Annotated in this window: 21 protein-coding genes and 1 tRNA gene; 7 read left to right on the forward strand and 15 right to left on the reverse strand. The window is 61.9% G+C overall.

Features of this window, described 5'->3' with window-relative positions; all coding sequences use genetic code 11:
• Positions 1-579: 579 nt before the first annotated feature.
• The 3 genes from SM764_RS11090 to SM764_RS11100 all read right to left on the reverse strand — a co-directional run bounded on the left by SM764_RS11090 (position 580) and on the right by SM764_RS11100 (position 3993).
• Positions 580-654, reverse strand: a tRNA-Asn gene (locus SM764_RS11090).
• A gap of 318 nt (positions 655-972) precedes the next feature.
• Positions 973-3471, reverse strand: a complete 2499-nt coding sequence (locus tag SM764_RS11095) for a hybrid sensor histidine kinase/response regulator (protein WP_369001801.1) — start codon at positions 3469-3471, stop codon at positions 973-975.
• 12 nt (positions 3472-3483) lie between these two features.
• Positions 3484-3993 (reverse strand): putative pterin-binding protein, encoded by a 510-nt coding sequence (locus tag SM764_RS11100; protein WP_274839260.1) that lies wholly within the window; start codon positions 3991-3993, stop codon positions 3484-3486.
• Positions 3994-4320: 327 nt separating this feature from the next.
• On the opposite strand from SM764_RS11100, the gene SM764_RS11105 reads away from it, so the two are divergent.
• On the forward strand, positions 4321-4935 hold the full coding sequence (locus SM764_RS11105; RefSeq protein ID WP_274828475.1) for a response regulator transcription factor: 615 nt from the start codon (positions 4321-4323) through the stop codon (positions 4933-4935).
• Positions 4936-5026: 91 nt separating this feature from the next.
• On the opposite strand, the gene SM764_RS11110 is transcribed toward SM764_RS11105, so the two are convergent.
• On the reverse strand, positions 5027-5887 hold the full coding sequence (locus tag SM764_RS11110; RefSeq protein WP_368947362.1) for a hypothetical protein: 861 nt from the start codon (positions 5885-5887) through the stop codon (positions 5027-5029).
• A gap of 149 nt (positions 5888-6036) precedes the next feature.
• Complete coding sequence (locus SM764_RS11115) at positions 6037-7263, reverse strand: cytochrome P450 (RefSeq protein ID WP_369001802.1); 1227 nt, start codon at positions 7261-7263, stop codon at positions 6037-6039.
• Between the two features lie 123 nt (positions 7264-7386).
• Between SM764_RS11115 and SM764_RS11120 the strand changes: the two genes are divergently transcribed.
• Positions 7387-7734: a TfoX/Sxy family protein gene (locus SM764_RS11120; protein ID WP_369001803.1), complete on the forward strand. Its 348-nt coding sequence runs from the start codon at positions 7387-7389 to the stop codon at positions 7732-7734.
• A gap of 95 nt (positions 7735-7829) precedes the next feature.
• Here SM764_RS11120 and ndk read toward each other — a convergent pair whose 3' ends face one another.
• Both ndk and SM764_RS11130 read right to left on the reverse strand, forming a co-directional pair.
• Positions 7830-8252: a nucleoside-diphosphate kinase gene (ndk, locus tag SM764_RS11125; RefSeq protein ID WP_065273293.1), complete on the reverse strand. Its 423-nt coding sequence runs from the start codon at positions 8250-8252 to the stop codon at positions 7830-7832.
• Positions 8253-8392: 140 nt separating this feature from the next.
• On the reverse strand, positions 8393-9595 hold the full coding sequence (locus SM764_RS11130) for a multidrug effflux MFS transporter (protein ID WP_274828479.1): 1203 nt from the start codon (positions 9593-9595) through the stop codon (positions 8393-8395).
• 145 nt (positions 9596-9740) lie between these two features.
• On the opposite strand from SM764_RS11130, the gene SM764_RS11135 reads away from it, so the two are divergent.
• The 3 genes from SM764_RS11135 to SM764_RS11145 are packed head-to-tail and all read left to right on the forward strand — an operon-like array spanning position 9741 to position 12844.
• Positions 9741-11594, forward strand: a complete 1854-nt coding sequence (locus SM764_RS11135) for an ABC-F family ATP-binding cassette domain-containing protein (protein WP_369001804.1) — start codon at positions 9741-9743, stop codon at positions 11592-11594.
• Positions 11591-12217, forward strand: coding sequence for a MarC family protein (locus SM764_RS11140; protein ID WP_065273291.1), 627 nt, complete (start codon positions 11591-11593; stop codon positions 12215-12217). Before SM764_RS11135 ends, SM764_RS11140 begins: the two co-directional genes overlap by 4 nt.
• 45 nt (positions 12218-12262) lie before the next feature.
• Positions 12263-12844 carry a retropepsin-like aspartic protease family protein gene (locus tag SM764_RS11145; protein ID WP_369001805.1) on the forward strand — a complete coding sequence of 194 codons (582 nt, stop codon included), beginning with the start codon at positions 12263-12265 and terminating at the stop codon, positions 12842-12844.
• Between the two features lie 72 nt (positions 12845-12916).
• Here the strand turns inward: SM764_RS11145 and SM764_RS11150 are convergent, their stop codons facing one another.
• The 6 genes from SM764_RS11150 to SM764_RS11175 all read right to left on the reverse strand — a co-directional run bounded on the left by SM764_RS11150 (position 12917) and on the right by SM764_RS11175 (position 19191).
• Entirely contained in the window at positions 12917-14290 is a 1374-nt protein-coding gene (locus tag SM764_RS11150) for an SPOR domain-containing protein (RefSeq protein WP_369001806.1), read from the reverse strand.
• A gap of 150 nt (positions 14291-14440) precedes the next feature.
• Complete coding sequence (gene upp, locus SM764_RS11155; protein ID WP_065273288.1) at positions 14441-15073, reverse strand: uracil phosphoribosyltransferase; 633 nt, start codon at positions 15071-15073, stop codon at positions 14441-14443.
• Positions 15074-15152: 79 nt separating this feature from the next.
• The gene (locus tag SM764_RS11160; RefSeq protein ID WP_369001807.1) at positions 15153-16388 is read right to left on the reverse strand and encodes a phosphopentomutase; all 1236 of its coding nucleotides are present in this window, start codon (positions 16386-16388) and stop codon (positions 15153-15155) included.
• Positions 16388-17692, reverse strand: a complete 1305-nt coding sequence (locus SM764_RS11165) for a thymidine phosphorylase (RefSeq protein ID WP_369001808.1) — start codon at positions 17690-17692, stop codon at positions 16388-16390. The genes SM764_RS11160 and SM764_RS11165 overlap by 1 nt, the downstream gene beginning before the upstream one ends.
• Before the next feature lie 6 nt (positions 17693-17698).
• The gene (locus SM764_RS11170) at positions 17699-18091 is read right to left on the reverse strand and encodes a cytidine deaminase (protein WP_368947371.1); all 393 of its coding nucleotides are present in this window, start codon (positions 18089-18091) and stop codon (positions 17699-17701) included.
• On the reverse strand, positions 18088-19191 hold the full coding sequence (locus SM764_RS11175; RefSeq protein ID WP_368947372.1) for a cupin domain-containing protein: 1104 nt from the start codon (positions 19189-19191) through the stop codon (positions 18088-18090). The genes SM764_RS11170 and SM764_RS11175 overlap by 4 nt, the downstream gene beginning before the upstream one ends.
• Before the next feature lie 161 nt (positions 19192-19352).
• Between SM764_RS11175 and SM764_RS11180 the strand changes: the two genes are divergently transcribed.
• Positions 19353-21626, forward strand: coding sequence for an NADP-dependent malic enzyme (locus tag SM764_RS11180; protein WP_274868774.1), 2274 nt, complete (start codon positions 19353-19355; stop codon positions 21624-21626).
• 271 nt (positions 21627-21897) lie between these two features.
• Complete coding sequence (locus SM764_RS11185; RefSeq protein WP_274831175.1) at positions 21898-23982, forward strand: putative bifunctional diguanylate cyclase/phosphodiesterase; 2085 nt, start codon at positions 21898-21900, stop codon at positions 23980-23982.
• A 25-nt stretch (positions 23983-24007) separates the two neighbouring features.
• Here the strand turns inward: SM764_RS11185 and SM764_RS11190 are convergent, their stop codons facing one another.
• Entirely contained in the window at positions 24008-24466 is a 459-nt protein-coding gene (locus SM764_RS11190) for a DNA polymerase III subunit chi (protein WP_065273281.1), read from the reverse strand.
• A 7-nt stretch (positions 24467-24473) separates the two neighbouring features.
• Positions 24474-25949 carry a leucyl aminopeptidase gene (locus SM764_RS11195; protein WP_274833738.1) on the reverse strand — a complete coding sequence of 492 codons (1476 nt, stop codon included), beginning with the start codon at positions 25947-25949 and terminating at the stop codon, positions 24474-24476.
• Positions 25950-26044 lie beyond the last annotated feature (95 nt).

A 26044-nucleotide genomic window follows, 5' to 3' on the forward strand; every position in this document is an offset into this window, starting at 1 on the left:
GTTCTTTGATCATTCCGATGATCTGTGCTTCTGTAAAACGGCTCTTTCGCATCTGTTTGCTCCATCAAGAGGTTGAGCAAACTCTACATTAAAGTGCGGGAGATTTCGGGGGGCAGGTCACCTGCTGGCCTTCTAAGTTACATTCTGGTCTCCAGTTGAGCGCTAGAGGTCAGAATGGCGAAGCGCCACGTCCGCGTTCTGCGGTCCGAATCCTGTGTCCGTGGATGTGGCATTTGAGGCCATCAATTACTCCATTTAATGCGACAGCTTTTTGTGTTCCTTACCGTCCTCCGAGATGTGAAAGAGAGTGCAGTGGGGCACTGCCCTTGCGCCATGCTTTTTGAGCTCAAACCCAAAGACAGACGTTTTGATTTCCAACAAAGAGGAAAAATTATCTATGCGTTTGGAAGTCCAGACGCCAGAGGTAATCAGTTGGTAACTCAGGTTGCTTGGCCACCCTTAAGGAAGGTGCAGTGCCTCTCCCCTAAGCGCAGGCTTTCATCAAAAGGATGGAGCTATGGCGTCAAACTCTCCGACACCAAAAAAGCCCTCAGGTCTGCGCGACCTGAGGGCTTTTTATGGCTCCGGCGGTAGGGATCGAACCTACGACCAATTGATTAACAGTCAACTGCTCTACCGCTGAGCTACGCCGGAATGTGAGGCGTGGTATAGAATCTCCGCTCTGCCGCGTCCAGAGAAAATTCTCTCCAAGCTGCAGTTTTTTTCAGCCCCTAAAGTCAGAGCGCGCTTTCTGCCTAACATATTGGTCTTAAGCCCTCTTTCGTCTCCGCGCCGACACCCCCTGTCACCTTAATAGGCCCACTGTGGAACCGACCTCTGTCCACGCGTCTTCGGCAACAAGGGGATCCAAAAGCCCGACCGGATTGCCACGTTGTCCGGCTCGGCGCCGAAGCCCCCCTTCCCCTGTTGATGGTCAACAGCGCGGAGAGCCTGTGCCGCGGTGCGCCGACTTCAGGCGCACATATGGACGGACAAAAAGCTCTCGGCCTCGCACCAGATCTCATCGAGCAGTTCGATCTGGGTGATGTCGCAGCCTTCTGCGTGTTCGATCTCCAGCATCAGCTCGCGGAACCGGGTCAGGCCCAGGACCGCTGCCGATCCCGCCAGGCGGTGTGCCTCCTGGCGCAGCTCTGTCGTCAGCTCCTCGGCCTCGGCCAAAGCTGCCTTCAGCCGCTCCACGTCCTCGCAATATGTCGCGAGGAAGCCGCGAGCGCGTTCCGGGCCAAGCGCATCGAAGAACTGCACGATGTTTTCGTCCTGATTAACCTCCGGCAGCACCGGGGTTCGCCCTGCCCGGCGAGCGATCACATCGGCAAGTTCCTGTTTGCTGATCGGCTTGGTGATGACCTCGGCGAATCCCGCGTCCAGAATGCGGGCGTGATCTTCGGCGGCGGCATGCGCTGTAAGGGCTACGATGTCGGTACCTTCCGCCAGTTTCCGCGCGCGGATCCGGCGAATTGCCTCGATCCCGTCCACCTCTGGCATGCTGATATCCATCAGGATCAGATCGAAACTGCCCGCTTCGGCGCAGTTGATCGCCTCCAGCCCGCCTGCTGCCGTGGTCACCCGCTGCCCCTGCTGGATCAGCATCTTCTCCAAGAGCAGGCGATTGATGTCATTGTCTTCGACGATCAGGACGGCACTGGTCTCCTGTTCCTGATCCGATTGCGCCTCGGCCTTGACCATGGGCGCGCTGGCCACCGGCAGCGGCAGCGACATCGAGAACAGGCTGCCTTCGCCAAGTTCGCTTTCGCAAGTGATTTCACCATCCATCGCCTGCACGATGCGGCGGGTGATCGCCAGGCCAAGCCCGGTGCCCTCATTGCCGCGCCGATAGCTGGAATCGAGCATGGTGAACTCTTCAAAGATGCGCTGCAGATCCTCCTGCGGGATACCGGGGCCGGTATCGGCGACATGGAAGTCCACCACATCCGTCTCCGGCAGGCGTTGGATATCGACAGAAACGGCGCCTTCATTGGTGAATTTCACAGCATTTGCGATCAAGTTGAGAAGCGCTTGCTGAATGGCGCGGGGTCGCCCTGCCACCACCGAGGACGGGCCAAGGCTGCAATGCAGCGACAGATCGATTCCCCGGCTCTTTGCGGTGGCCTGCTGGCTTTCGATCAGACCTTCGGCCAGTTCCCTGAGGTCGAAGACACGAATCTTTTCCGGGTCCACCCCTGCTTCAAGCCGGGACAGCTGCAACACGTCGTTCACATGATGCAGCAGAAGCTCCCCCGACACTCGCATTGCCTGGAGATAGCGCATCTGTTCGCCCGAGGGATCGGTGTCTTCCAGAAGGTCGATCGCCCCCAGAACCCCGGTCAGAGGGGTGCGCATTTCGTGGCTCATGACGGTGAGCAGATTGGCCTTGGCACGTTCACCTGCAAGGGCATCATCGCGGGCGGTGCGCAACTCTTCTTCGGCCTGCATCCGGTCCGAAATGTCACGCATGAAGCTGACAAAGACCATATCCTGCCCCGACTGGCTGAGCGAGACCGAGAGTTCGACCGGAAAAATTTCACCGGACTTGCGCAACCCTTCGAGCTGGACCCGGCCGGCGCCGATCACTTTGGTCTGGCCGGTATTGAGGAAACGCGCCATGCCCCGGGCATGCGCTTCGCGCAGGTGCATCGGAATGATCAGCTCCTGCATCTTCTGCCCGATGACTTCGGCGCTGTTGTAGCCAAAAATCGTTTCGGCCGCGCCGTTGAACGCCTGAATACGGCCTTCGGTGTCGACCACCAGAATGGCGTCGAGAGAGGAGGAAATCATTGCCTCCATCTGCGCGGCGGCGCGGCTGCGCTCTTCGGCCAGCTGGCGCCCGCGCCGGTACATCTGCGCCAGCATTAGCGCGGTGATCGCAATGGCCGCGAATAACGCCAGAATGACCCAACCCAACTGGTAGAGGATATCGAACAGCTGCAGGCGCTTGGCCTCGGTTCCCTCGACCTGCATCACCACCCCGAACAGGGCAAGTTCACGCACCTTGTCGCCGTTCTGATTCAGTTCCGAACGGACCTGAGAGATATTTTCAATCAACTGCTCGTCGCTGACATCGATCAGATCAGCCAAGCGATCCAGCCGTGCACTGAGATCGGACAGTAACTTGCTGCCCGCCTCGTTGTCGCGCAGCTCCTGAAACAGCGGGCTTTCCTGAAAGGTCGCAATGCGGCTGTAATAAATGTCAAAGCGACGGCGCAGCAGGGGCAGGTCCTTTGCCTGCCGCGCTGCACCGGCTGCTGCATCCAGTTTCAGATGCTCGACCTCGGCCTGCGACATGACCCATTGCATGTTGTCCGTCGCGGCCGTCGATAGGCCCTCGAGCCTGAGGAGAACCTGTTGACCCAGGCGCACGGACTGTACCACCAGCAAAGGCAGAACGATCAGGGCCGCGACCAGAACCCAGCGCGATGCTAGTGGAAATCGCCAGTCCGTTTCTTTGGTCACCGGGCCACACCTTTACCGTTGGACGTTGATCCCCTCCAGCTGCCAGATGCTTCTGGAGTAGATCGCTTCGGTTTTATACGAGGGATTGCTATCGTAAGGGTAAACGATCCACAAAGGCCCCTTGGAGCGGACCGACATGGTCTTGCCGTTGCGTTCATAGGCGATGATCGGCCCCCCTTCGATCGCATCGGACAGAGGCACCTCGACCATGTAATCGTTGATCGCCCGCGCTTGCAGGACACCGGAGGTCACCCCGAGATGGGCCATGAGATCCTTCAGCGATACGCCGGTGAAGGCCTGCGTGCCAGAGGTCCAGATGGTTTCCGTTTCAAAGGAGGTCTGGCCCAGCGCCATTAGCTGATCGCGGGTGAAGGTCGTCGTCGAGGCATCATCCCCTTCGATCTGAACCGTCAGCAGCACGGTGTCGTCGCTGGCGGCCTGCGCCGACGCCCCAAGCCCGAGCATCAGGCCTACCCCCAGCGCCAGAACCAGCGCGCCCAAAACATTCATCCAGCGGATCATCACAACACTCCTTTTGAAAATACCCAATTTCACCGCGTCGGACACTGACAGATTGTGCCCCCTCTGGCACCAACGCCTCGGGATATGCGCCTATCCCAAAGGATAGGACGCCTGCCGGATGGGTTATTAAAACCCAACCTTTTCAGCTGTCCTTCTCCAGCTTAATTCAGTTATCTTTCTAAATGTTTTATTGAAAACCGGCCCGGGGCACTATTGTCTGCAAGAGGGAAGACACGTCCAGCCGGGGATTGATACTTATGAAACCCTTGTCGTGTAGGTGTCGACTTTGATTGACCTTCGCTGTCGCTAACAGACTCTAGGAATTCTATGCGTATTCTTTTGGCAGATGATCATGACATGGTTCGCGAGACCATTTCCGCCTACCTCAAATCCGAGGGGGGCGCAGAGGTGTTGCTTGCCACCGATCTGCCGGGCGCGATGGAGCTGATTTCCGCGGAAGGCCCGTTTGACCTGGTGTTGCTGGACTACCAGATGCCCGGAATGACGGGACTGGATGGTCTGGCTGAGGCGCTTGCGGCCAATGGCGGCAAGGGCGTTGCGATCCTCTCTGGCAGCGCTCCGGCCAATACTGCCCGGGCGGCGCTCGATGCCGGGGCCATCGGGTTCATTCCCAAGACCATGGGCGCGCAGTCGCTTTTGAACGCGGTCCGCTTCATGAGCGCGGGGGAAATCTATGCTCCGGTCGAATTGATGCGCGCGGAAGAGAGCGCAAATACGCACCCCCTGGCCGAGCGGCTGAGCCCGCGGGAGCTGGAAGTCCTGAACGGCCTTTGTCGCGGCCTGTCGAACAAGGAAATCGCCCGCGAGTTGGACTTGCAAGAGGTCACCATCAAACTGCATGTGCGCACCCTCTGCCGCAAGCTGGACGCCAAGAACCGCACCCAAGCTGCCCTGACCGCCAAGGAAGCCGGTCTTTTCTGAACCCCGCCCGCAGACTGCGCCGCACCGGTCGCATTCAGGTGTTCTTTGGCAAGAGGCGGCATTCTTCCTATCCGGCCGTGCGGCCTCTTGATCAGGCCGCCCTCTGCCGTTTCGCACGTCGGCGGGCCGCACCGGCTTCGGCCTTTTCATTCGCCATGTCCTGGATCCAGTCCTCCCAGATCGACCGGTTGTGGTCCAGTTGGACGCTGTCGACAATCTCCACCCGTCCCAGAATCGCAGCCTCAAAGCTTTCCTGTTTCACCTTGCCATAGGCATCGGGCACAAGCCGACGAACGATCTCGGTCTGCGCGATACCGGCAACGGCGGCCTTGGTGGCATGAAGGATACGCGGCGCATGGCGTTTGAATGCTGCAAGGAGACTGCCCGCCCGCACCAGATAGATGCCGGAATTCCACAGGACATCAGGATCGGCCTCATCACCCCCCACTCCAGCGCTGTACAGCGCCTGCATCGGCTCCTGTCCCCGGCGCCGCGACAAGGTTCTGAGACGACCATAAGACCCGTGATCACGGGTTGCCACCGCCACGATACCGCCCTGTTTGGCCGCAGGCAGTGCCGCCTCCAGCGTCTGAAGCAAACGGCCTTCGGAGGCGCAGGAATGGCTGGCAGGCATGATCAGTAACAGCGCATCCGGCGCATCGCGGAACCGCAGCGCAACGGCTGCCAGAGCCGCAGCGGATTTCGACAGCCCCGGCTCGACCAGCAGGGAGCCCTTTACGCCCACCGCGCACATCTGCTGCACTGCCAGACCTTGATTGGCTTCGCAGGTGACCACCGTCGGAGCGGCAAACATCGGATGATCCAGACAGCGGATAACCGATTGGAACCGGCTTTCGATCATCGCTTCCGCGAAGAAATGCGCCGGAACGCGCTCTTCCCCTGCCGGAACCACAGAATTTGCCTGCCCTGCCATCACCACTGGATAAATCATAACGACCCTCGCCGGAGTAAACTGATGCCGACAGGTTTACAGAAACTTCATACAAAAAGCGCCTATCCATGGGGCTGCGCAGCGCGCCCAAAAGGATAGGTCGCGCGCAAAGGCGCACCCCATGCGGGCAGCGCTAGGCCTGGCGGCGGTCAGCCTAAGGAGGCAGGCAGATGCGCATAGCCCCGGAACCGCATCCGACCGCCGGAGACCCGCCCCGGCAGCAGATTGTAATCCGGAAAGCGACTGAGGAAGCGTTCAATAGCGATCTTGCCTTCCAGCCGTGCCAGGGTCAGCCCGACGCAGACATGGGGTCCCCCGGCGAATGCCAGATGCCGGTTTGGCTTGCGCGAGATGTCGAAGCGTTCAGGATGCTCGAACACCTCCGGATCGCGGTTGGCGGCACCGATCACCAGATGCAGGTTGGTACCCCGCGGGATCTCAAGCCCGCCGATCTCCACCATCCGCGTGGTTTCCCGGTTGCCCAGCTGGTTCGGGGACCGCATCCGCAACATCTCCTCCACCGCCGGTTTGATCAGCTCCGGATCCGCCTGCAGCCGCGCGCGCTGGTCCGGGTGGTCGTTCAGCAGCGCCAGACCATTGCCGATCAGGTTGGTGGTGGTCTCATGCCCTGCGTTGAGGATGAAAATACAGTTCTGGATCAGCTCAATCTCGCTCAGCTGCTCATCCGCGCCCTCGCCCCGGATCAGTCGGGTCAGCACGTCGGTTTCCGGATCGCCCGGCTGGGCACGGCGCCGCGCGATGAGATCCGTCAGATAGGCTTTGAACTCTTCCACCGCCTTATGCCCGAGCTTCAGCTCCTCATCGCTGAGCGCAGGTTCCAGCGCCCCGAGGATCGCCAGCGACCAATCGCGCAGCGGCCCGCGTTCCTCCATCGGGACGTCCAGCAGGTTGCCGATGATCTGGATCGGAATGGTCGAGGCGAAATCCTCGATCAGATCTACCTCCTCGCGCCCTTCCATGGCATCCAGCAGATGATCGACGGTCTCAACCAGCCCCGCCTCCATCCGCCCGATGGCACGCGGCGTCAGGGCCGAGGTCATGATCTTGCGCACGCGTGTGTGCAGCGGCGGGTCAGAAAACACCAGCGATGTGGTGTGATGTTCAAAGAGCGGTGAACCTTCGCCGAACTTGGGAGCAAAGGCGGCCTTCTTATCCGAGGAGAAAGACGTGGTGTCCCGATAGATCCGGTCCAGATCCGCATGGCGGCAGATCAGCACCGAGCCATCGGGCTGCTGCAGAATGGGCGCCTCAGCCAGCAGGGCATCGTAGAAGGGAAACGGATCCTCCACAAAGCCCTCGGGTGGGTTTGCCAGATCAAAATTCAGAATGTCGGGTGCGGTTTGCGGTTGTGTCACGTCGTCTCCTCCCAGAACGTGCCGTAACGTCCGCTGTCGTTTTGAGACTGTCAATCGCTGCGGCGCAAAATTCCGCTGCGAAACCAGCGTGACAGCCCCGGACGCCCCGGATATGTTCGCCCTATGTCCACGCCTATCTCATCCATCCGCAACCTTGGCCCGGCCTCGGAAGAGTCCTTTGCCCGTGCAGGCATCCACTCCGCCGAGGAGCTGCGCGAGCTTGGCGCGGATGCGGCCTATGCGCAGCTGCTGCAGGCGGGGAGCCGCCCCCATTTCATCGGGTACTATGTGCTGGTGATGGGGCTTCAGGGGCGCCCGTGGAACGACTGCAAGGGCGAAGAGAAAAAAGCCCTGCGCAAACGGTTCGACCAGATCAAGGCGGAAAACACCACGGCCAAGAGCGAGGCCGCCGGTCTGTCCCGGCTAGAACGCGAGCTCGACGCCATAGGCGTCATTCCCCGCCGGGGATAAGCGCTCCTCTCCCTTTCCGAAGGAAACGGACGAACGAAAAAGGCCGCCCCGGTGTCCCGAGGCGGCCCTGAAATCCGGGTCACGGAAAGGCAAGCTTAGCCGACCAGTTCCAGACCGGAGAAGAAGTATGCGATTTCAACCGCTGCGGTTTCCGGCGCGTCGGAGCCGTGAACCGAGTTTTCGCCAACCGATTCCGCGAACTCGGCGCGGATGGTGCCGGGAGCGGCGTCTGCCGGGTTGGTGGCGCCCATGATTTCGCGGTTTTTCGCGATGGCGTTTTCACCTTCCAGAACCTGACACACGATCGGCTCGGAGGACATGAATTCGCACAGTTCGTCGTAGAAGGGACGCTCGGCGTGCACTTCGTAGAACTTGCCGGCCTGTTCCTTGGTCAGGTGGATGCGCTTTTGCGCGACGATGCGCAGACCTGCTTCTTCAAATTTGGCGTTGATTGCGCCGGTCAGGTTACGGCGGGTTGCATCGGGCTTGATGATCGAAAAGGTGCGTTCCAGTGCCATCGGGCGTTCTCCATTAGTGTTCGGCTGGGGCAAATCCCCGCGCCGGATATATCGCGCGCCGGGTAACATGCCTGCGCTCGCTTGGGAAGGGCTGAGTTGCTCCCAGGCGCTCAAATCCACGCTGTCAACACGGCCTGCGATCAGCCCGCTTCGGGCAAAGGTTCGCGTATATCGACCCAGCGCACATACAGCGCCGAGGCCAGCGCCAGGATACTGGCGCACAGGATGATCCCCAGCACCATGAAGGGCGCGTTTTCAGGCGCCACCAAAGCACCGGTCAGCGAGGTCAGAACCGCCCCCAGCGCCACCGACAAGGCCCCCGACAGCCCCGAAGCGCTGCCCGCCAGATGCGGGCGCACCGACATCAGCCCGGCGCTGGCATTGGCGATGGTCAAACCGTTGCCAAATCCGACGCAGATCGCGGCGCCGAAAAACACCGGAACCGAGCCCTGCCCCAGCGCGAACAGGAACAATCCGCCAAGCGGGCCGAGCGTCGCGCTGATACGGCCAATCAGGATCAGTGTCAGCAGCGACACCCGCCCCGCCACCCGTCCGGTGATGAAATTGCCCACCATGAAACCGCTGGTGATGATGCCGATGCCCAGCCCCACCATGGCAGGGCTGAGGTCGAACCAGGCCGCTGCCACCAGCGGCGCCCCGGTGATGAAAGAGAAGAACCCGCCGACCGAAAAGGCCACACAAAGGCTGTACCCCCAGAACCGGCGCGAGGCCAATAGCTCCGGATAGGTGCGCATCTGGGCGCCAAAGGTGGCCGAGCGGTTGTCGTTTGTCTCGCCCCAGTCGCCCCAGGCCAGCGCCAGCATGGCAAGGCCCATCACGGTATAAAGGATGAATCCCGCCCGCCAGCCAAAGGCCATTTCGAGAAAACCGCCCAGCATCGGCCCCAGCATCGGCGCCAGCGCCATCGCCATGGAGACATAGCCCATCTTGCTGGCGGCCTCTTCGGCGCTGTGCATGTCTCGGATCGCAGCGCGGGAGACCACCTGCCCCGCCACCACGGCCCCTTGCAGCAAGCGAAAGCCAAGGAACACCCAGATCGATTGCGCCAGCGCACAGCCGATTGAGGCAAGGGCAAAGACCAGCAGCGACACCAGCACCACCGGACGGCGTCCGAAGCGGTCCGACAAAGGCCCCATAACCAGCTGCAATACCGCAGAAATCGCCAGGTAACCGGCGATGGACAGGTTCACCAGACCATAGTCGGCCTGAAAATCCTCTCCGATCCGTGCCAGCGACGGCAGGAACATGTTGAGCGACAGCACCGAAAGGGCAGTGCCAAAGATCAGCGTGGCAATATGAGGGGCCGTTTGCGCAGCTCGCATGGCAGTCACCGGACGTAGAACGGGAGAAAGACGAATTCCCGCCTTGGCTATCATGTGCTCTGGGTATGGGCCAGTTGATACCCAGTTGAGACGCAGCGTGCAAAGGCGCTGGTCGGGCGCGATACCCTCTGCTATGAGCGCGGCCATGTTACGTATTCAGGACATCACCTATTCGGTCGAAGGCCGCCCGCTTTTTGACGGGGCCAGCGCCACCATTCCCACCGGCCACAAGGTTGGTCTTGTGGGGCGCAACGGCACCGGGAAGACCACCCTCTTCCGCCTGATCAAGGGCGAACTGGCGCTGGAAGGCGGCAGTATTTCGCTGCCGTCCCGGGCGCGCATCGGCGGCATTGCACAAGAGGCACCTGCCTCGGACGTGTCGCTGATCAACACGGTTCTGGCCGCCGACATCGAACGTGCCGAACTGATGGCCGAAGCCGAAACCACAACCGATCCTGATCGCATCGCCGAGGTGCAGACCCGCCTCGCCGATATCGACGCCTGGTCCGCCGAAGCCCGCGCGGCCTCCATCCTCAAGGGGCTTGGCTTTGACGAAGAGGCGCAACAGCGCCCCTGCGCCGATTTCTCGGGCGGCTGGCGTATGCGGGTGGCGCTTGCCGCTGTGTTGTTCTCTGAGCCCGATCTGCTGCTGCTCGACGAGCCGACCAACTATCTCGACCTCGAAGGCGCGCTCTGGCTTGAGGCCTATCTGGTGAAATACCCTCATACGGTCATCATCATCAGCCACGACCGCGAACTTCTGAACCGCTCGGTCGGGGGGATCCTGCATCTGGAGGATCGCGGCCTCATCTACTACGGCGGCAACTATGACCAGTTCGCCCGCCAGCGCGCCGCCAACCGCGCCAATCAGGCCGCAGCCGCCAAGAAACAAGAGGCGCAGCGCGCCCACCTGCAGGCATTCGTGGACCGGTTCAAGGCCAAGGCCAGCAAGGCCAAGCAGGCGCAAAGCCGCGTGAAGATGCTGGAAAAGATGGAAACCATTCGCGCGCCCGAAGACGCAGCACGCACAGTCTTCACCTTCCCGGAGCCCGAAGAACTGTCGCCGCCGATCATCGCCACCGAGGGCGTTTCGGTCGGCTATGGCGACACGGTAATCCTCAGCAAACTGGACCTGCGCATCGATCAGGACGACCGGATTGCGCTGTTGGGCAAGAACGGCGAAGGCAAATCCACCCTGTCGAAAATGCTCTCGGGCCGTCTTGCACCGATGTCCGGCAAGATGACGCAATCGAGCAAGCTGCGCATCGGTTTCTTTGCCCAGCATCAGGTCGACGAGCTTTATATCGACGAAACCCCGCTGCAGCACCTGCAGCGCGAGCGCCCCGAAGAAGGTCAGGCGAAACTGCGGGCACGCCTTGCGGGCTTTGGCCTTGGCGCCGCGCAGGCGGATACCGAGGTCGGACGCCTGTCGGGCGGGCAAAAGGCGCGCCTGTCACTGCTTCTGGCAACACTGGATGCGCCGCATCTTCTGATCCTCGACGAGCCGACCAACCACCTTGATATCGAAAGCCGCGAAGCGCTGGTGGAAGCGCTGACCGCCTATACCGGGGCGGTGATCCTTGTCAGCCACGACATGCACCTTCTGAGCCTTGTGGCCGACCGGCTGTGGCTGGTGTCGCAAGGTACGGTGAAACCCTATGAGGGTGATCTGACCTCTTACCGGTCGCTGCTGCTGGAAAAGGACAAACCTGCGTCGAAACCGGCCGCTGCCAAGCCAAAGCCGAAACGCCCCACGCGCGATGCCATGCTGGCGCTGCGCGCGGAGGCCCGTAAAGCCGAGGAACGCGTCAGCAAACTGACCGCAATGAAGGACAAGCTTGACATCAAGCTGGCGGACCCGGAACTCTACGAGGCAGAGAAGAAGGACGAAGCCCGCGTCTGGCAAGGCAAGCACGCCGAAGTCATCGAGGCGCTGGACCGCGCCGAACTGCTGTGGATGCGGGCGCTGGAGAAACTGGAAAAAGCCGAAGCCCTATGATCGACACGGCCTTTATGATCACCTCTTTTGTCACGCTTTTCGTGATTATTGATCCTATTGGCCTGACCCCGATCTTTCTGGCGCTGACACAAGGCATGACCGCGTCCGAGCGGCGTGGCGTGGCCATTCGCGCTTCGCTGACCGCGACCTTCATCCTCGCGCTATTTACCCTGTTCGGAGAGGCGGTTCTGGCCTTTGTCGGCATCTCAATGCCCGCCTTCCGCGTCGCAGGTGGCGCGCTGCTGTTTCTCACCGCGCTCGACATGCTGTTTGAACGGCGCACCAAACGCCGCGAACATCAGGGCGAGGAAGCCACCGAGGTCGAAGACCCGTCCGTCTTCCCCATCTCCATCCCGCTGATCGCAGGCCCTGGCTCGATTGCAACCGTGATCCTGCTCGCCGGTCAGAAACCGGGCATCGAAGGCTTTGCCCTGGTGATGAGCATCGTTCTGGCGGTGTTGTCGCTTATGCTGGTGATGTTCCTTGTCTCCGGCGTGCTGGAGCGGCTTCTGGGCAAGACCGGGATCAACGTGGTGACCCGGCTTCTGGGCATGCTTTTGGCGGCGCTTTCGGTGCAGTTCATTCTGGACGGTCTGCGCGCCTTTGGCTTTGCCGCAGGCTAGTATCGCGGCGCGAACTTCCTACATCAGAAAGCAGGAGGCGCGCTGATGACTGATATGGACTATGCCCGGGTGATTTATCTTGTCCTGCTGCTGGTGGCGGTAGGATCCTGGGTCTTCGTGCAGAACCGGCAGTCGCTGGGCAAGACGGTGCAGATGCTCGCCGTTTGGGCGTTTATCTTCCTTGGGGTGATCGCTGCCTATGGTCTGTGGGGCGATATCCGCAGCACGGTAATGCCACAGCAAAGCGTGATCACCGAACAAGGCCGGGTGGAGGTGCCAATGGCGCCGGATGGTCACTACTACCTGACCCTGTCGGTCAACGGCACGCCAGTCAATTTCCTGGTGGATACCGGCGCCAGTCAGGTGGTGCTGAGCCACGCAGACGCTGAGCGCGCCGGGATCGACATCGACAAACTGGCCTATCTGGGCCGCGCGCAGACCGCCAATGGCGAAGTGCGCACCGCCTCTTTCTGGGTGGATGAGATGTCGCTTGGCGGGATCACCGACAGCGATGTGCGGGTTTGGGTCAACGCCGGTGAGATGGATAAATCCCTGCTTGGCATGGGCTATCTGCAACGCTGGTCACGGATCGAGATCCAGAACCGCGCCCTTGTGCTGACCCGTTAAGTTACGGAGCAACGCAACGGGGCAGAGATGCGCCCTGCCCCATAGCCTGAACGCCCATCTTTCTTGCTGAGCTTACTTGCTGAGCCGCGCCTTGGGATACCCCGCGCCGCGCACGGCGTTCAGGGCTTCATCACCTGCCCCAGTGGCCGTGAAAGGCCCTGCCAAAACAACTTTGTAGGTCTTGCCCTTGCGGGTGAGTGTGCCCAGACGGACCGGCAAGCCAGTGCTGCGGGCCAGATCCCGCGCAGCAGCGCGCGCCGCCGCCGGATCGGCAAAGGTCGCCGCACGGACGTAGCGACGCGGTGTGGCTTCAGATGCAGCCGCTCCCGCCTCGGGGTCCGACCTAGTCGACAGACGCAATGCCAGCGGCTCGCGCGCCTCGGCGGCGCTGCGGGCCTGACGCCCCGACAATGTGACCGTCTGCCGGTCCAGCGGTTTGCGCACCAGTTTACGCGGCAGGCCATCGGTCCAGACCTCGGCCATCTGCGCATCTCCTGCAGCGCTGCGCACGCCGCGCATTGTATTCATGCGGTCGTCATCCCGTTCCACCCGGACGTAACCCGGCGGCACCGCAGTCTGTCCATTCGGCGTGGCCGTTGTCAGCGTACGCTCGGCGCGCCGGGGGTTCAGACGATCATCCTCCCAGACTGGGCGGTAGCCTTCCGGCACCGTCAGCCCCGTGCTCAGTCGGCGCTGCTGATAGACATGTGCCGGCAGGATACGGGTGTTGGGCGCCAGTTGAAGCGACGAGTTCTGATCGCCTGCCCTGTCCCGGCCATAAGTCACCGGCGCTTCGGCCTGCGGGCCACAGCGGACGCCTGCGGATTTGTTGATGTACTGCTGGCTGATCGCCGAAGCCCCAGGGCAGCCGCCAGACGTCGGCGCCGTGCGCACTTGCTGCGGTGCAGGCTGCGGCGCCGGAACAACCGGAGCCGGTTTCACGACACGCCGGGGCGCGGCGGTGGTGACCCGCGTGGGGCGGGCACTGGTGCTCTGCGCAGTGCGGCGCGGTTTGGTGGTTGCGGCGACTGCAGGGGCGCTTGCAGGAGCCGTCGTCCGAGACGTGGGCGTCGCCTTTTTGGCGGGAGCCGTTGCAACCGCGGTCGCGGCGGGCTGCTGTTCCTGCGGCAGGGTGATGATTTCAGGCCCCGCGTTCGCCTGCGGCTGGCGTTTAGCAGCCCCTGCGATGGTAGTAGGCTTGTAGCCGCACAGTTGCTTGCGGCTGCGGGTTACGCGGGGCACCCAGTTCACATTGCCGTCGATCCCGGCGCGGATATAGATACAACCGCGGCTGTCGACATATTGCTTACCCTTATAAGAGGCCGGGGGCACCTCTGCTGGGGGACCGGAGGCCCGCAGGGTCTGCGCCTCCACGGCCTGACCCACGCCTTGAACGCTCAGCGTGCCTGCAATGATGGCGAGCGCGACAATTCTTGTTATCTTCATACCAGAGCCCCACAACATATGGGCATACGATGCCTGATAACCAAATCTTAGTAAACCCGGCGCCGGGCACAATCTGGCGGCGTTCGGGCAAATTGTTGCCCCGGCTCCGCTGCCAAGGCAGGCAGCGGGCCCAGAGCCACCAAATGCGGATTACTTGGTGCCGAACATGCGGTCGCCGGCATCGCCAAGACCGGGCATGATATAGCCTTTTTCGTTCAGCTCGCGATCCAGCGAGGCAGTGACGATCGGCACATCCGGATGCGCCTCTTTCATGCGCGCAACGCCTTCCGGCGCGGCCAGGAGGCAAAGGAAACGAATGTTGTTGGCACCGGCCTCTTTCAAGAGGTCGATGGCCGCTGCCGAGGAGTTTCCGGTCGCCAGCATCGGATCGACGGCGATCACCAGACGGTCCTTCAAACCTTCGGGCGCCTTGAAGTAATATTGCACCGGCTGCAGGGTTTCCTCGTCCCGGTAGAGACCCACGAATCCAACCCGGGCCGAAGGGATCAGTTCCAGTACGCCATCCAGCATGCCGTTGCCCGCCCGCAGGATCGACACCAGCGCCAGTTTCTTGCCCGCCAGGATCGGCGCTTCCATTTCCTCCATCGGGGTGTCGATGGTGGTGGTGGTCAGCGGCATTTCGCGAGTGATCTCATAGGCCAGAAGCTGGGTGATCTCGCGCAGCAGACGCCGGAACCCGGCAGTCGATGTGCCCTTGTCCCGCATCAGGGTCAGTTTGTGCTGGACCAGCGGATGATCAACAACGGTCAGATGTTCGGACATATCGGCACTCTCCTGCGAATAAATTTGGTCTCTCTTATGCGCCCTTGCCCGGTGCAGGCAAGCCGGATTGCCCATTCCGCTACAGAAAGCTGCGCCCCGGGCCGCTGCTGGCCACGCCCAGATGCTGTGCAACCGAGACACCGACATCGGCAAAGGCCCGCGCGCCCAGAGATCCGGCGCCCGGTGCCTGACCTGGTGTCTGGCCCGGCCCGGCCACCAGAACCGGCACTTGCTCACGGGTGTGGTCGGTCCCCGGCCAGCTGGGATCATTGCCATGATCTGCGGTCAGAACCAGAATATCCCCGTCCCGCAGCCGCGGCAGGATCTTTCCGATTTCATGGTCGAACCATTCCAGCACCCGTGCATAGCCCGAGATATCACGCCGATGACCGTAAAGACTGTCAAACTCCACAAAGTTGGCAAAGGTCAGACTGCCCTCCTCTGCCGTCTCCACCGCCTCGGCCAGATGCTGCATCAGGTCGGCGTCGGGGCCTTTCTTCAGGGTGTCGATGCCGCTCATGGTGAAGATGTCGCCGATCTTGCCGATGGCGTGGACCTTCTGCCCGGCGTCCTGCACCCAGTTTGTCAGCAGCTTTGCCGGGGGCGTGATCGCAAAATCCCGCCGGTTGGTGGTGCGGGTAAATCCACTCTCTGGCGTGCCTACAAACGGGCGCGCGATCACCCGCCCCACCTTCATCGCATGCAGGCGCGGCGCCACCGCGCGGCACAGGTCCAGAAGACGATTGAGGCCAAAGCTCTCTTCATGCGCAGCGATCTGAAAGACACTGTCGGCAGAGGTATAGCAGATCGGGGCACCGGTCCTCATATGCTCGTCCCCGTGACGGGCAATAATATCGGTGCCCGAGGCGTGACAATCGCCCAAGATCCCGGGCGCCCCCGCGGCCTCTGCGACAAAGGCGCTGAGATCTGCCGGAAAGGCAGGTGTCTCGTCTGGAAAGAAATGCCAGTTCCATGGCACCGGAAGGCCTGCCAACTCCCAATGGCCCGAAGGCGTATCCTTGCCGGGGCTGACTTCAGCGGCGCAGCCCCACAGCCCTTCGGGCGCGGCATCCAGCCCCGGAAACGGCACAGCAGAGGCCAGCCGCATGGCCGATCCCAGCCCCAGCCGGTCCAGATTGGGTAGATGCAGCGGGCCACTGCGCCCCTCCTCAGCCCGGCCCTCGGTGCAGGCCTGCGCGATATGGGCCAGCGTGTTGGCGCCCAGATCCGGCAGGTCGCCGTTGTAAAAGCGATCCGCATCCGGCGCACCGCCGATTCCAACGGAATCCATCACCACCAGAAAGGCGCGCGCCATCAGATGATCCTTTCGTGAATGAGCGGCGGCAGTTCCGGCGCCGCCTCTGCGATGGTGATCGCCGCCAGGACCTCCTGCGCGGCGCGGTCGGCGGCCTCTTCCCGGGCGGCATGAATGCGCACCAGCGGCGTTCCGCGTGCAACGCGCGCGCCCAGCGGCAACAAATCCGACAGGCCGACAGCAGGATCGACAAGATCGCTTTCGACCATGCGCCCGCCGCCAAGGCCAACCACGCAAAGGCCCAGCGCCTCACCGTCGATGGCGGAAATATAGCCGGCCTGCGGCGCGGCCACTTCGCGGATGACGCTGGCTTCAGGCAAAACGCTCTGCCAGTCGCTGGCAAAGCCCTGCGGCCCGCCCATTGCGGCCACCATGGCTTCGAACCGGGCGGCTGCCCGGCCATCGGTCAATACCGTCGACAGGCGCGCGGCGGCCTCTTCCGGAGTTTTTTCCAGCCCCGCCTGCACGAGCAGCACCGCCCCAAGTGCGATGGTGATCTCAGCCAGCGGCCCGGAGGTCTCGCCGGTCAGCACGCGCATCACCTCAGCGACTTCTAGCGCATTGCCCAGAGCGGGCGCCAAGGGCTGGTTCATATCGGTGATCAGCGCCGAGGTCGGACAGCCTGCCGCATTGGCGGTGTCCACCAGCGAACGCGCCAGCGCGCGGGCCTCCTCGGCAGATTTCATGAAGGCGCCCGAGCCTGTCTTTACGTCCAGCACCAGCGCATCGGCGCTGGCAGCCAGTTTCTTTGACAGGATCGAGGCGGTGATCAGATCCAGGCTTTCGACCGTGGCCGTCACATCGCGGATCGCATAGAGCCGTTTATCTGCGGGGGCGATCTGCGCGGTTGCCCCGACGATGGCACAGCCGACATCGCGCATCAGACCGTCCAGTCGATCCTCGGACACTGAGGTGGTAACGCCGGGGATGGCCTCCATCTTGTCCAGCGTTCCGCCGGTATGGCCCAGGCCCCGCCCCGAGATCATCGGCACATAGGCGCCGCATTCCGCCAGCGCGGGCGCCAGCAAGAGCGATACACAGTCACCGACACCACCAGTGGAATGCTTGTCCAGCACCGGCCCATCCAGATCCCAGCTCAGCACATCACCGCTGTCGCGCATGGCAAGCGTCAGCGCGCGGCGGCCATCCGTACTCAGCCCCTGCAGACAGACCGCCATGGCAAAGGCCCCGGCCTGGGCATCGCTGACCGTACCATCGGCAAGCCCCTGGGCAAACCAGCGCAGATCGGCGTCACCCGGGGTCTCTCCCCGGCGCAGGGCAGCATTGATCGCACGGGCATCCATTTGGGGTCAGGCCCCGGCCATGTGGCTGGCACCAAAGGCACCGGGCAACAGATCGGCAATAGTGGCGTGCCGCTCGGCGCCTGCGGTGGTTCCCATGGTCACAGGCACATCTCCGCCGCCGAATTCAGCCAGTTTCTGACGGCATCCGCCGCAGGGCGGCACCGGGTCGGGACTGTCGGCGATCACATAGACCTCTGCCAACTGCGTCTCGCCCGCTGCCACCATGGCGGCAATCGCCCCGGCCTCGGCGCAGGTGCCTTCAGGATAGGCGACATTCTCTACGTTGCAGCCCACGTAGACCGTGCCCGAGGCCGCGCGAATGGCGGCCCCGACCTTGAAGTTGGAATAGGGCGCGTGCGCGTTCTCACGCACGGCAATGGCTGCTTCCTTCAGACTCATGCTTCCTCCAGCTTTGTGTTGAAGGTACCCGGCAGGCTGACCTCAAGCAATTCCAGATCCGCTGAGCCATCGCTGAGCCGCGTTTTCATGCCGGGCGGAATGACGAAGGCATCGCCTGCTTCCAGCTCATAAGGATCACGCCCTTCCCCGTGCAGGGTAACGCTGCCCTCCATCACGAAGGTAAAGAGGATGTCGGTGTCGTGGCTGGCCCAGGGGCTGTTGCCCGCCTCTGCACCCTCGGCGCGGCGTACCACCTGAACCGAGGCGACGCCCTTGGTGTTGTCGTTGATGGTGGTGTCGCGGCAGACAAAACCCGGCAGACGGAAAGGAACCCAGTCTGCGCCCGCTGCCTGATTGTATACAAACCGCTGTCCCTGCCATTCGCGATCAGGGCGGTAATGCGGGGTCGGCAGGGTCATCTGGTGGTCGATCTCGGTCACATGTTCCGCCGGAACGCCGATCTCGATCACCTGCACGTTGTCGCTTGCCTCCAGCACGCGGTGACGGATTTCAGGCGGCTGGATAAAACAATCGCCCGCCGTCAGGCGCATCTTCTCGCCCTGATCCTCATAGACCACATCGACCCAGCCGTGGATGCAGAAAATCAGCTGAAAGCCGACCCGGTGGAAATGCACCATATCCGGCACTGGCCCGCCATCGGGGATGCGGATGTGGCTGGCGATGATCGAGCCGCCCAAGCGGTCCGGCACCAGATCACGATAATGCATGCCCGCGCGCCCGATGATCCAGGGCGCCTGATCCTTCAGCCTGCGCACCACGAAGGAATGCACTGTGTCCGGCATCACAATTGGTTGATGACGCTCTTCGATTTCAATTTTGGTGCCGTTCGGGGCGGTCAGACTACGCGCCCCGCCCGCGAATCCCTCGGGGTCTTCGGTCAGAATGCGCAGGGTTCCGGGGCTCTCGGGGGCCCCCCGTTCGATACGCAGCCGCAGGCCATGCCCCGAGAAGACACCGATGCGCGGATCGTCCGCCGGATAGATCATATCCAGCTTCATTCCCAAGGTTTTAGTATAAAACGGAATATCGTCGCGTAGCTCCTGCGTGGGCAGGCGCATTTCTGCGATGGTCTCGGCCATCTCTCTTCTCCCTCAGACGGTCTGGTGCGGTTCTGCCCGGCAGAGTGATCCGATTGGATAAAATATGCAAGGATCCGCCCGCCGCCGAGACCACCCCGAAAACCCTGTTCCCCTCCGGCGCAATATAGTTTAACGCTAAACTATCAGTTTTGGAGGGCCCCATGTCCGATACCCCGAACCTGCGCGACGCCGCGCTGCGCTATCACGAATTCCCCCGCCCCGGTAAGCTGGAGATCCGTGCGACCAAACCGATGGCCAATGGCCGCGATCTGGCGCGGGCCTACTCCCCCGGCGTCGCCGAGGCCTGCCTTGAGATCAAAGCAGAGGCAGGCACCGCCGCGCGCTATACCTCGCGCGGCAACCTGGTGGCGGTTGTCACCAACGGCACCGCGGTTCTGGGGCTGGGCAATATCGGCCCGCTCGCCTCGAAACCGGTGATGGAAGGCAAGGCGGTTCTGTTCAAGAATTTCGCCGGCATCGACTGTTTCGACCTGGAGCTGAACGAAAGCGATCCGGAGAAGCTGGCCGATCTGGTCTGCGCGCTGGAACCGACATTCGGCGCCATCAACCTGGAAGACATCAAGGCGCCCGATTGCTTCATCGTCGAGAAGATCTGCCGCGAGCGAATGGGCATTCCGGTGTTCCACGACGACCAGCACGGCACCGCAATCGTGGTGGGGGCCGCCGCCCGCAACGCGCTGCATGTGGCAAAGAAATCCTTCGAGGACATCAAGGTCGTCTCGACCGGCGGCGGCGCAGCGGGCATTGCCTGCCTCAACATGCTGATGAAACTGGGCGTCAAACGGGAAAACATCTGGCTCTGTGACCTTCATGGTCTGGTCTACGAAGGCCGCACCGAAGACATGAACCCGATGAAAGCCGCCTTTGCCCAGAAAACCGATCTGCGCACACTGGAGGATGTGATCGACGGCGCCGATCTGTTCCTCGGCCTCTCCGGTCCCAATGTTTTGAAACCGGATCACGTCGCCCAGATGGCCAAGCGACCGATCATCTTTGCCCTTGCCAACCCGACGCCGGAAATCATGCCCGATGAGGCCCGCAAGGTTGCCCCCGATGCCATCATCGCCACCGGGCGCAGCGATTTCCCCAATCAGGTCAACAACGTCCTGTGTTTCCCGTTCATCTTCCGCGGCGCGCTGGACGTCGGCGCGACCGAGATCAACGACGAAATGCAGATCGCCTGCGTCGAAGGCATCGCGGAACTGGCGCGCCGGACCACCTCGGCCGAGGCGGCAGCGGCTTATCAGGGCGAACAGCTGACATTCGGCGCCGACTACCTGATCCCGAAACCCTTTGATCCGCGCCTTGTGGGGGTTGTCTCCTCTGCCGTGGCCAGCGCCGCAATGAAAAGCGGCGTTGCCACCCGCCCGATCGCGGATCTGACCGCCTATCGCGCCCAACTGAACCAGACCGTGTTCAAATCGGCGCTGTTGATGAAACCGGTGTTCGAAGCCGCCCGCGCTGCCGCCCGCCGCATCGTCTTTGCCGAGGGCGAGGATGAACGGGTGCTGCGCGCCGCGCAGGAGGTACTGGAAGAGACCACCGAAACCCCGATCCTGATCGGCCGCCCCGATGTGATCGAGGCACGCTGCGAGAAGATGGGCCTGCGCATCCGACCCGGCAGCGATTTCCAGATCGTCAACCCGGAGAACGATCCGCGCTATTACGATTACTGGAACAGCTATCACAAGCTGATGCAGCGCAAGGGCGTGACCCCGGATCTGGCCAAGGCGATCATGCGCACCAATACCACGGCCATCGGCGCCATCATGGTGCACCGCGGCGAGGCGGACAGCCTGATCTGCGGCACCTTTGGCGAATACCGCTGGCACCTTAACTATGTGACCCAGGTTCTGGGCGGCGGCACCTATGCACCGCATGGCGCCCTGTCGATGATGATCCTTGAGGACGGCCCGCTGTTCATCGCCGACACCCAGGTGCGGATCGAACCCACCCCCGAGCAGATCGCCCAGACCGTAATGGGGGCCGCCCGCCACGTGCGCCGCTTTGGTCTGGAGCCCAAAATTGCCCTGTGCTCGCAATCTCAGTTCGGCAATATCGATTGCGACACCGGTGCCCGGCTGCGCGACGCCATAGACATTCTGGACGATAAGCCACGCGATTTCATCTACGAAGGCGAAATGAACATCGACACCGCGCTGGATCCTGAGTTGCGCGGGCGGATCTTCCCCAATTCCCGGCTGGAAGGCGCCGCCAATGTGCTGGTCTTTGCCCATGCGGATGCTGCCAGTGGCGTGCGCAACATACTGAAAATGCGCTCGGACGGGCTGGAGGTCGGCCCCATCCTGATGGGCATGGGCAACCGCGCCCATATCGTCAGCCCGTCGATCACCGCACGGGGGCTTTTGAACATGGCGGCAATTGCCGGTACGCCCGTCGCCCACTACGGCTGATAGCGACCAATTTAGCGCGCTTGCGCGCCGCCCCCGGTGAGCGGCGCGCCAGTGCCGTCACGTCAGATGCGGAGCCTGCGCTCTGCCCCGCATATGAATTGCTGAATATAAACACAAAAGTAACCCCCGACACTTAGCAAGACATTGGTATGGCCCGTGCCAAGCGGTATTGACGCGGGCTGGTCACAGGAGGCGGTTCAGGACGTAACAGGTCCGGAATTGTCCGGCGCAAGGCAGGGTCTGCCAAGGCGCAGTGCGAAGGTTGGACGAGGTGACGGAACAGTTTCCGCAACATAGCCCAGAAGGAGACGGTGGAGCCGCCGGAGCCGAAAGGGACTGTCAAGCGCAGGAACAGCGGATCGGGCTGAGCCTCCTTAAGCACGCCTATCGCAACCATCTGTCCAATCTCTTCGTGAACGTCGCCTGCGTCCTGGGCGTTTACGCCCAGTTCCAGTACACGGGGCAAGGCAGCACCTTGGTCGATACTCTGACCGCCTGTCTGCTGACGCTGTCCATTGGCCGGACGATCCTGGCAGCGCGGGACGAAAGGCACCTGTCGCAGGAAACCGATCCTGGCTCATCTCTGGCAGTTGGTGCCAGTCGGCGTTATTTCCTCGGCACATTTCTTGGCAGTCTGATCTGGGGAGGCCTACTGCATGCTGCCCTGCAAAGCGGCAATCAGGACCTGAAGTATTTCACCGTCATCGTCGTCTCTGCCATGGCCTCCGGGGCGACCGGGGTGCTCGCGCCGATGGCAAACACGGGCCGTATCTATATCGCCACCCTGCTGACGCTGATCATTGCAGAACTGTGCCTGCAGCCTGTGCCGGAATTCGCTCTCGCCACTTTGGTTGCCGTCTTCATGGCCGTCATGTTGGTCACACACCAACGCAACTACAATATCCTACGCCATTCGATCCGCCTGCAACTGCGCAATCACGAACTGGTGCAGGACCTGCGCGTCCAGCAGGAAGCCCTGACCGAACTCAATGCAACGCTGGAAGACCGGGTCAAGAAACGCACCCGAGACCTGAAACGGCTGGCGGAACATGACAGCTTGACCCAGCTGTATAATCGCCGTGGCATCATTCAATGGGTGGAGGATCAGCAACCCAATATCCCTGACGGATATGCATTTGTGGTGATCTTCATCGATCTGGACCGGTTCAAGCAGATCAACGACGGCATGGGCCATGCCACCGGGGACTGCGCCCTTGCAGAAATCGGCGAACGTCTGGCTGACGCCGCGCCGGAACACGCGGCCTTCTGCCGTTGGGGCGGCGACGAATTCGTAGGATTGGTTGCGGTGCCTGAAGAGCGCTGCATCGACATCGGCTATGAATTCACCGAACAACTGCGCGCCATTATCGAAAAGCCCATCATCTTCTCCAGCCAGGAGGTCACCGTGGGGTTCAGCGCCGGTCTCGCCGTCTCGCGCCCCCGTCCGGTCGCAGTCAGCGAGGCGATCAGATCTGCGGATCTAGCCGCCGGAGAGATCAAGCGAACCGGACGCGGCAACACGCTGCTGTTCTCCAAAGAGCTGGTTGAAGAAAAAGAGCGCCACCTGATCATTGCCCAGCGCCTGAAACACGCGGTGCCTGCCAATGAAATGCACCTGGCCTTTCAACCGCTCGTGCATGCGGATGATTTCTCGTTGCATTCGTACGAGGTTCTGCTGCGCTGGGACAATCCGATCCTTGGCCGTGTCAGCCCGGAAGAGTTTATTCCCATCGCCGAAGACATCGGCGAGATCGTCCGCATCGGCGAATATGTGCTGGATACGGCACTCTCGACCTACACCGAAGAACTTGGACGCGATTCACATGTGAAACTGGCGCTCAATATCTCGCTGCGGCAGCTGGTTGTGCCCGGGTTCGCAGACTTCATTCTGGGTTACCTTGAAAAATACGGCCTGTCCGCCCGATCGCTGATCCTTGAGGTGACAGAAACGATTTTTGACGCCCGGAATCAAAACCAGATCATCGCGGTTCTAAATGCACTGCACGCCAAGGGCATCGAAGTTCACATCGACGATTTCGGCACCGGCTATTCCTCGCTGTCACGCTTGCACGAAATGCCTATTTCGGCGCTTAAGATCGACAAATCCTTTGTTCAGCAGATCGACGATCAACGCTGCGCCATCATCGAAGGCAGCGTCATGATTGCTGAACGGTTCGGTGTGCATACCGTGGCCGAAGGGGTAGAAACCGTTGAACAGGCCCGCCTGCTGCACGCCATCGGCGTCACCTATCTGCAGGGCTACCTCTTTGGTAAACCCAAGCCCCATTTTGCCGAAGTGACAGTGCACTCCGACTTCCTGCTCTGGACCAAGGACAAACAGTCCCGCGCTTCCTAGATCTCGGCGCTCCGGCGGGAAAGTATCACTTCTCAGCCTTCTTTTCCCAGCGCCCGCTTTCTTCGGACCAGTATTGCGCCGAACAGCCTGCATCGGTCAGGGTTTTCCACTGCACACGGGCATGCTGCACCGCCTCGGGGTCGGTACCATCAAACAGGATACAGACGCGCTCCAGCGCCTGCACCTCTTCTGGTGAAACCGCTGCCCCATCCACCGCCATGACGCAGCTGGGCGTGTTTGCCGCCTCGGCTTCGGTGGTCAGCAGGATAGGCTGCAACGCATCATGTGGACCGCCCGCCAGCCCGTGCGGCAGGAAGGCGTCATCGCCCCCCAGCCACAGGCGTTCATCCAGCCAGGCCATGCGATCCGGGCTTTGGCCCCGCACAGCAATACGCCAGCCTGCGCCGCGCGCCTTATCCAGCAGCACCGGCAGCGTATCCTGCAGTGGCCTGCGCGTCAGATGATAGAAATAGGCGGCCCCCATGGCTGTGTCATTCGGCCTCGAACCGGTCCTGCACCAGCCGGTTCAGCGCCATGACGCCCCAGCCCGTCGCCCCTTTGGGTGCATAGGCGGTTTCGGTCTTAACCGAGGCGACGCCCGCGATATCCAGATGGATCCACGGCATGCCGTCCTGAATGAACCGTTGCAGGAACTGAGCGGCGGTGATCGAACCTGCAGGACGGCCGCCGACGTTTTTCATATCGGCAATGCGCGATTTCAGCTGATCATCATAGGCTTGCCCCAGAGGCAGACGCCATGCGCCTTCATCCTCGGCTGCGGCGGATTTCAGGAAACCGTTGCACAGGCTGTCATCATTGGAGAAGACGCCAGCGTTTTCGTGGCCAAGACCGATGATGATCGCACCCGTCAGGGTGGCCAGATCGATCACGCCCGCCGGTTTGAACCGCTCCTGCGCGTACCAGAGCACGTCGCACAGAACCAGACGACCTTCGGCATCGGTATTGATGACCTCAACCGTATCGCCCTTCATCGTCTTCACCACATCGCCGGGCCGGGTGGCGTTGCCCGATGGCATATTCTCGACCAGACCAACCAGACCCACCACATTGGCCTTTGCCTTGCGCAGGGCCAGCGCCTTCATGGTACCGGTCACAACTCCGGCGCCGCCCATATCCATGGTCATGTCTTCCATGCCTGCAGCCGGTTTCAGCGAGATACCACCAGTGTCAAACACAACCCCCTTGCCCACCAACGCCAGCGGCGCGGCATCGCTCGGGCCGCCCTTCCATTGCATGACGGCGACTTTGGACGGGCTGTCCGATCCCTGCCCCACCGACAGGAGGCAATGCATGCCCAGCTCTGCAAGCGCTGCCTCGTCGAGGATCTCGACCTCAAGACCGATATCGGAAAGCTCTTCGATCCGGCGCGCGAACTCGGTGGTGGTCAGCACGTTCGCCGGCTCGTTGATCAGATCGCGGGTCATATGCACGCCTTCAGCCACCGCCAGGAGCGGAGCGAAAGCCGTCGCCATCTCCTCCGGTGATTTATGCGCGATCACCACTTCCCCCTTCGGTGCCTCATCGGCAGCGGTCTTGTGCTGATCAAACCCATAGGCCCGCAGCGCCAGCCCCAGCGCCAGATCTGCCGCCCGAGGCATCGGACCCGCCATAACGGTAAGCGCCTTGCCGCCTGCGCGTTTTGCCAGTTCAGCGCCGGCCTTTCGGGCCTCGGTCTGGCTGGCGCGTTTGGGCAGCACCAGTACATGAAGTGCCTCAGCGGCGAGGCCAGCAGGCCAGGCCATGGTGATCACCGAGCCGGTTTTTGCCTTCTTGAACCCTTCCGATTCGATCAGCCGGGCAATGCCACCCTTGCCCAGACGGTTGGCGGTACGCGCCGCCTGATCCATTGTCCCCTCCGGCGTCACCAGAACCGCGACATGGCCAGTCATTTCGGCCAGGGTCTTGGGATCATAGTCATCAAAACGGATCGGGGTCAGAGTGCTCATCGCATGGGCTCCTGTCGGTCTTTTACATGGTTTTGCAACAGCTACCCTGTGCTTGACGGCTTGACCAGCCCTGCGGATTGCACGCCGCGCCCGGC

The sequence above is a fragment of the Pseudophaeobacter sp. 1A16562 genome (assembly GCF_041008785.1).
GTDB lineage: Bacteria > Pseudomonadota > Alphaproteobacteria > Rhodobacterales > Rhodobacteraceae > Phycobacter > Phycobacter gallaeciensis_A.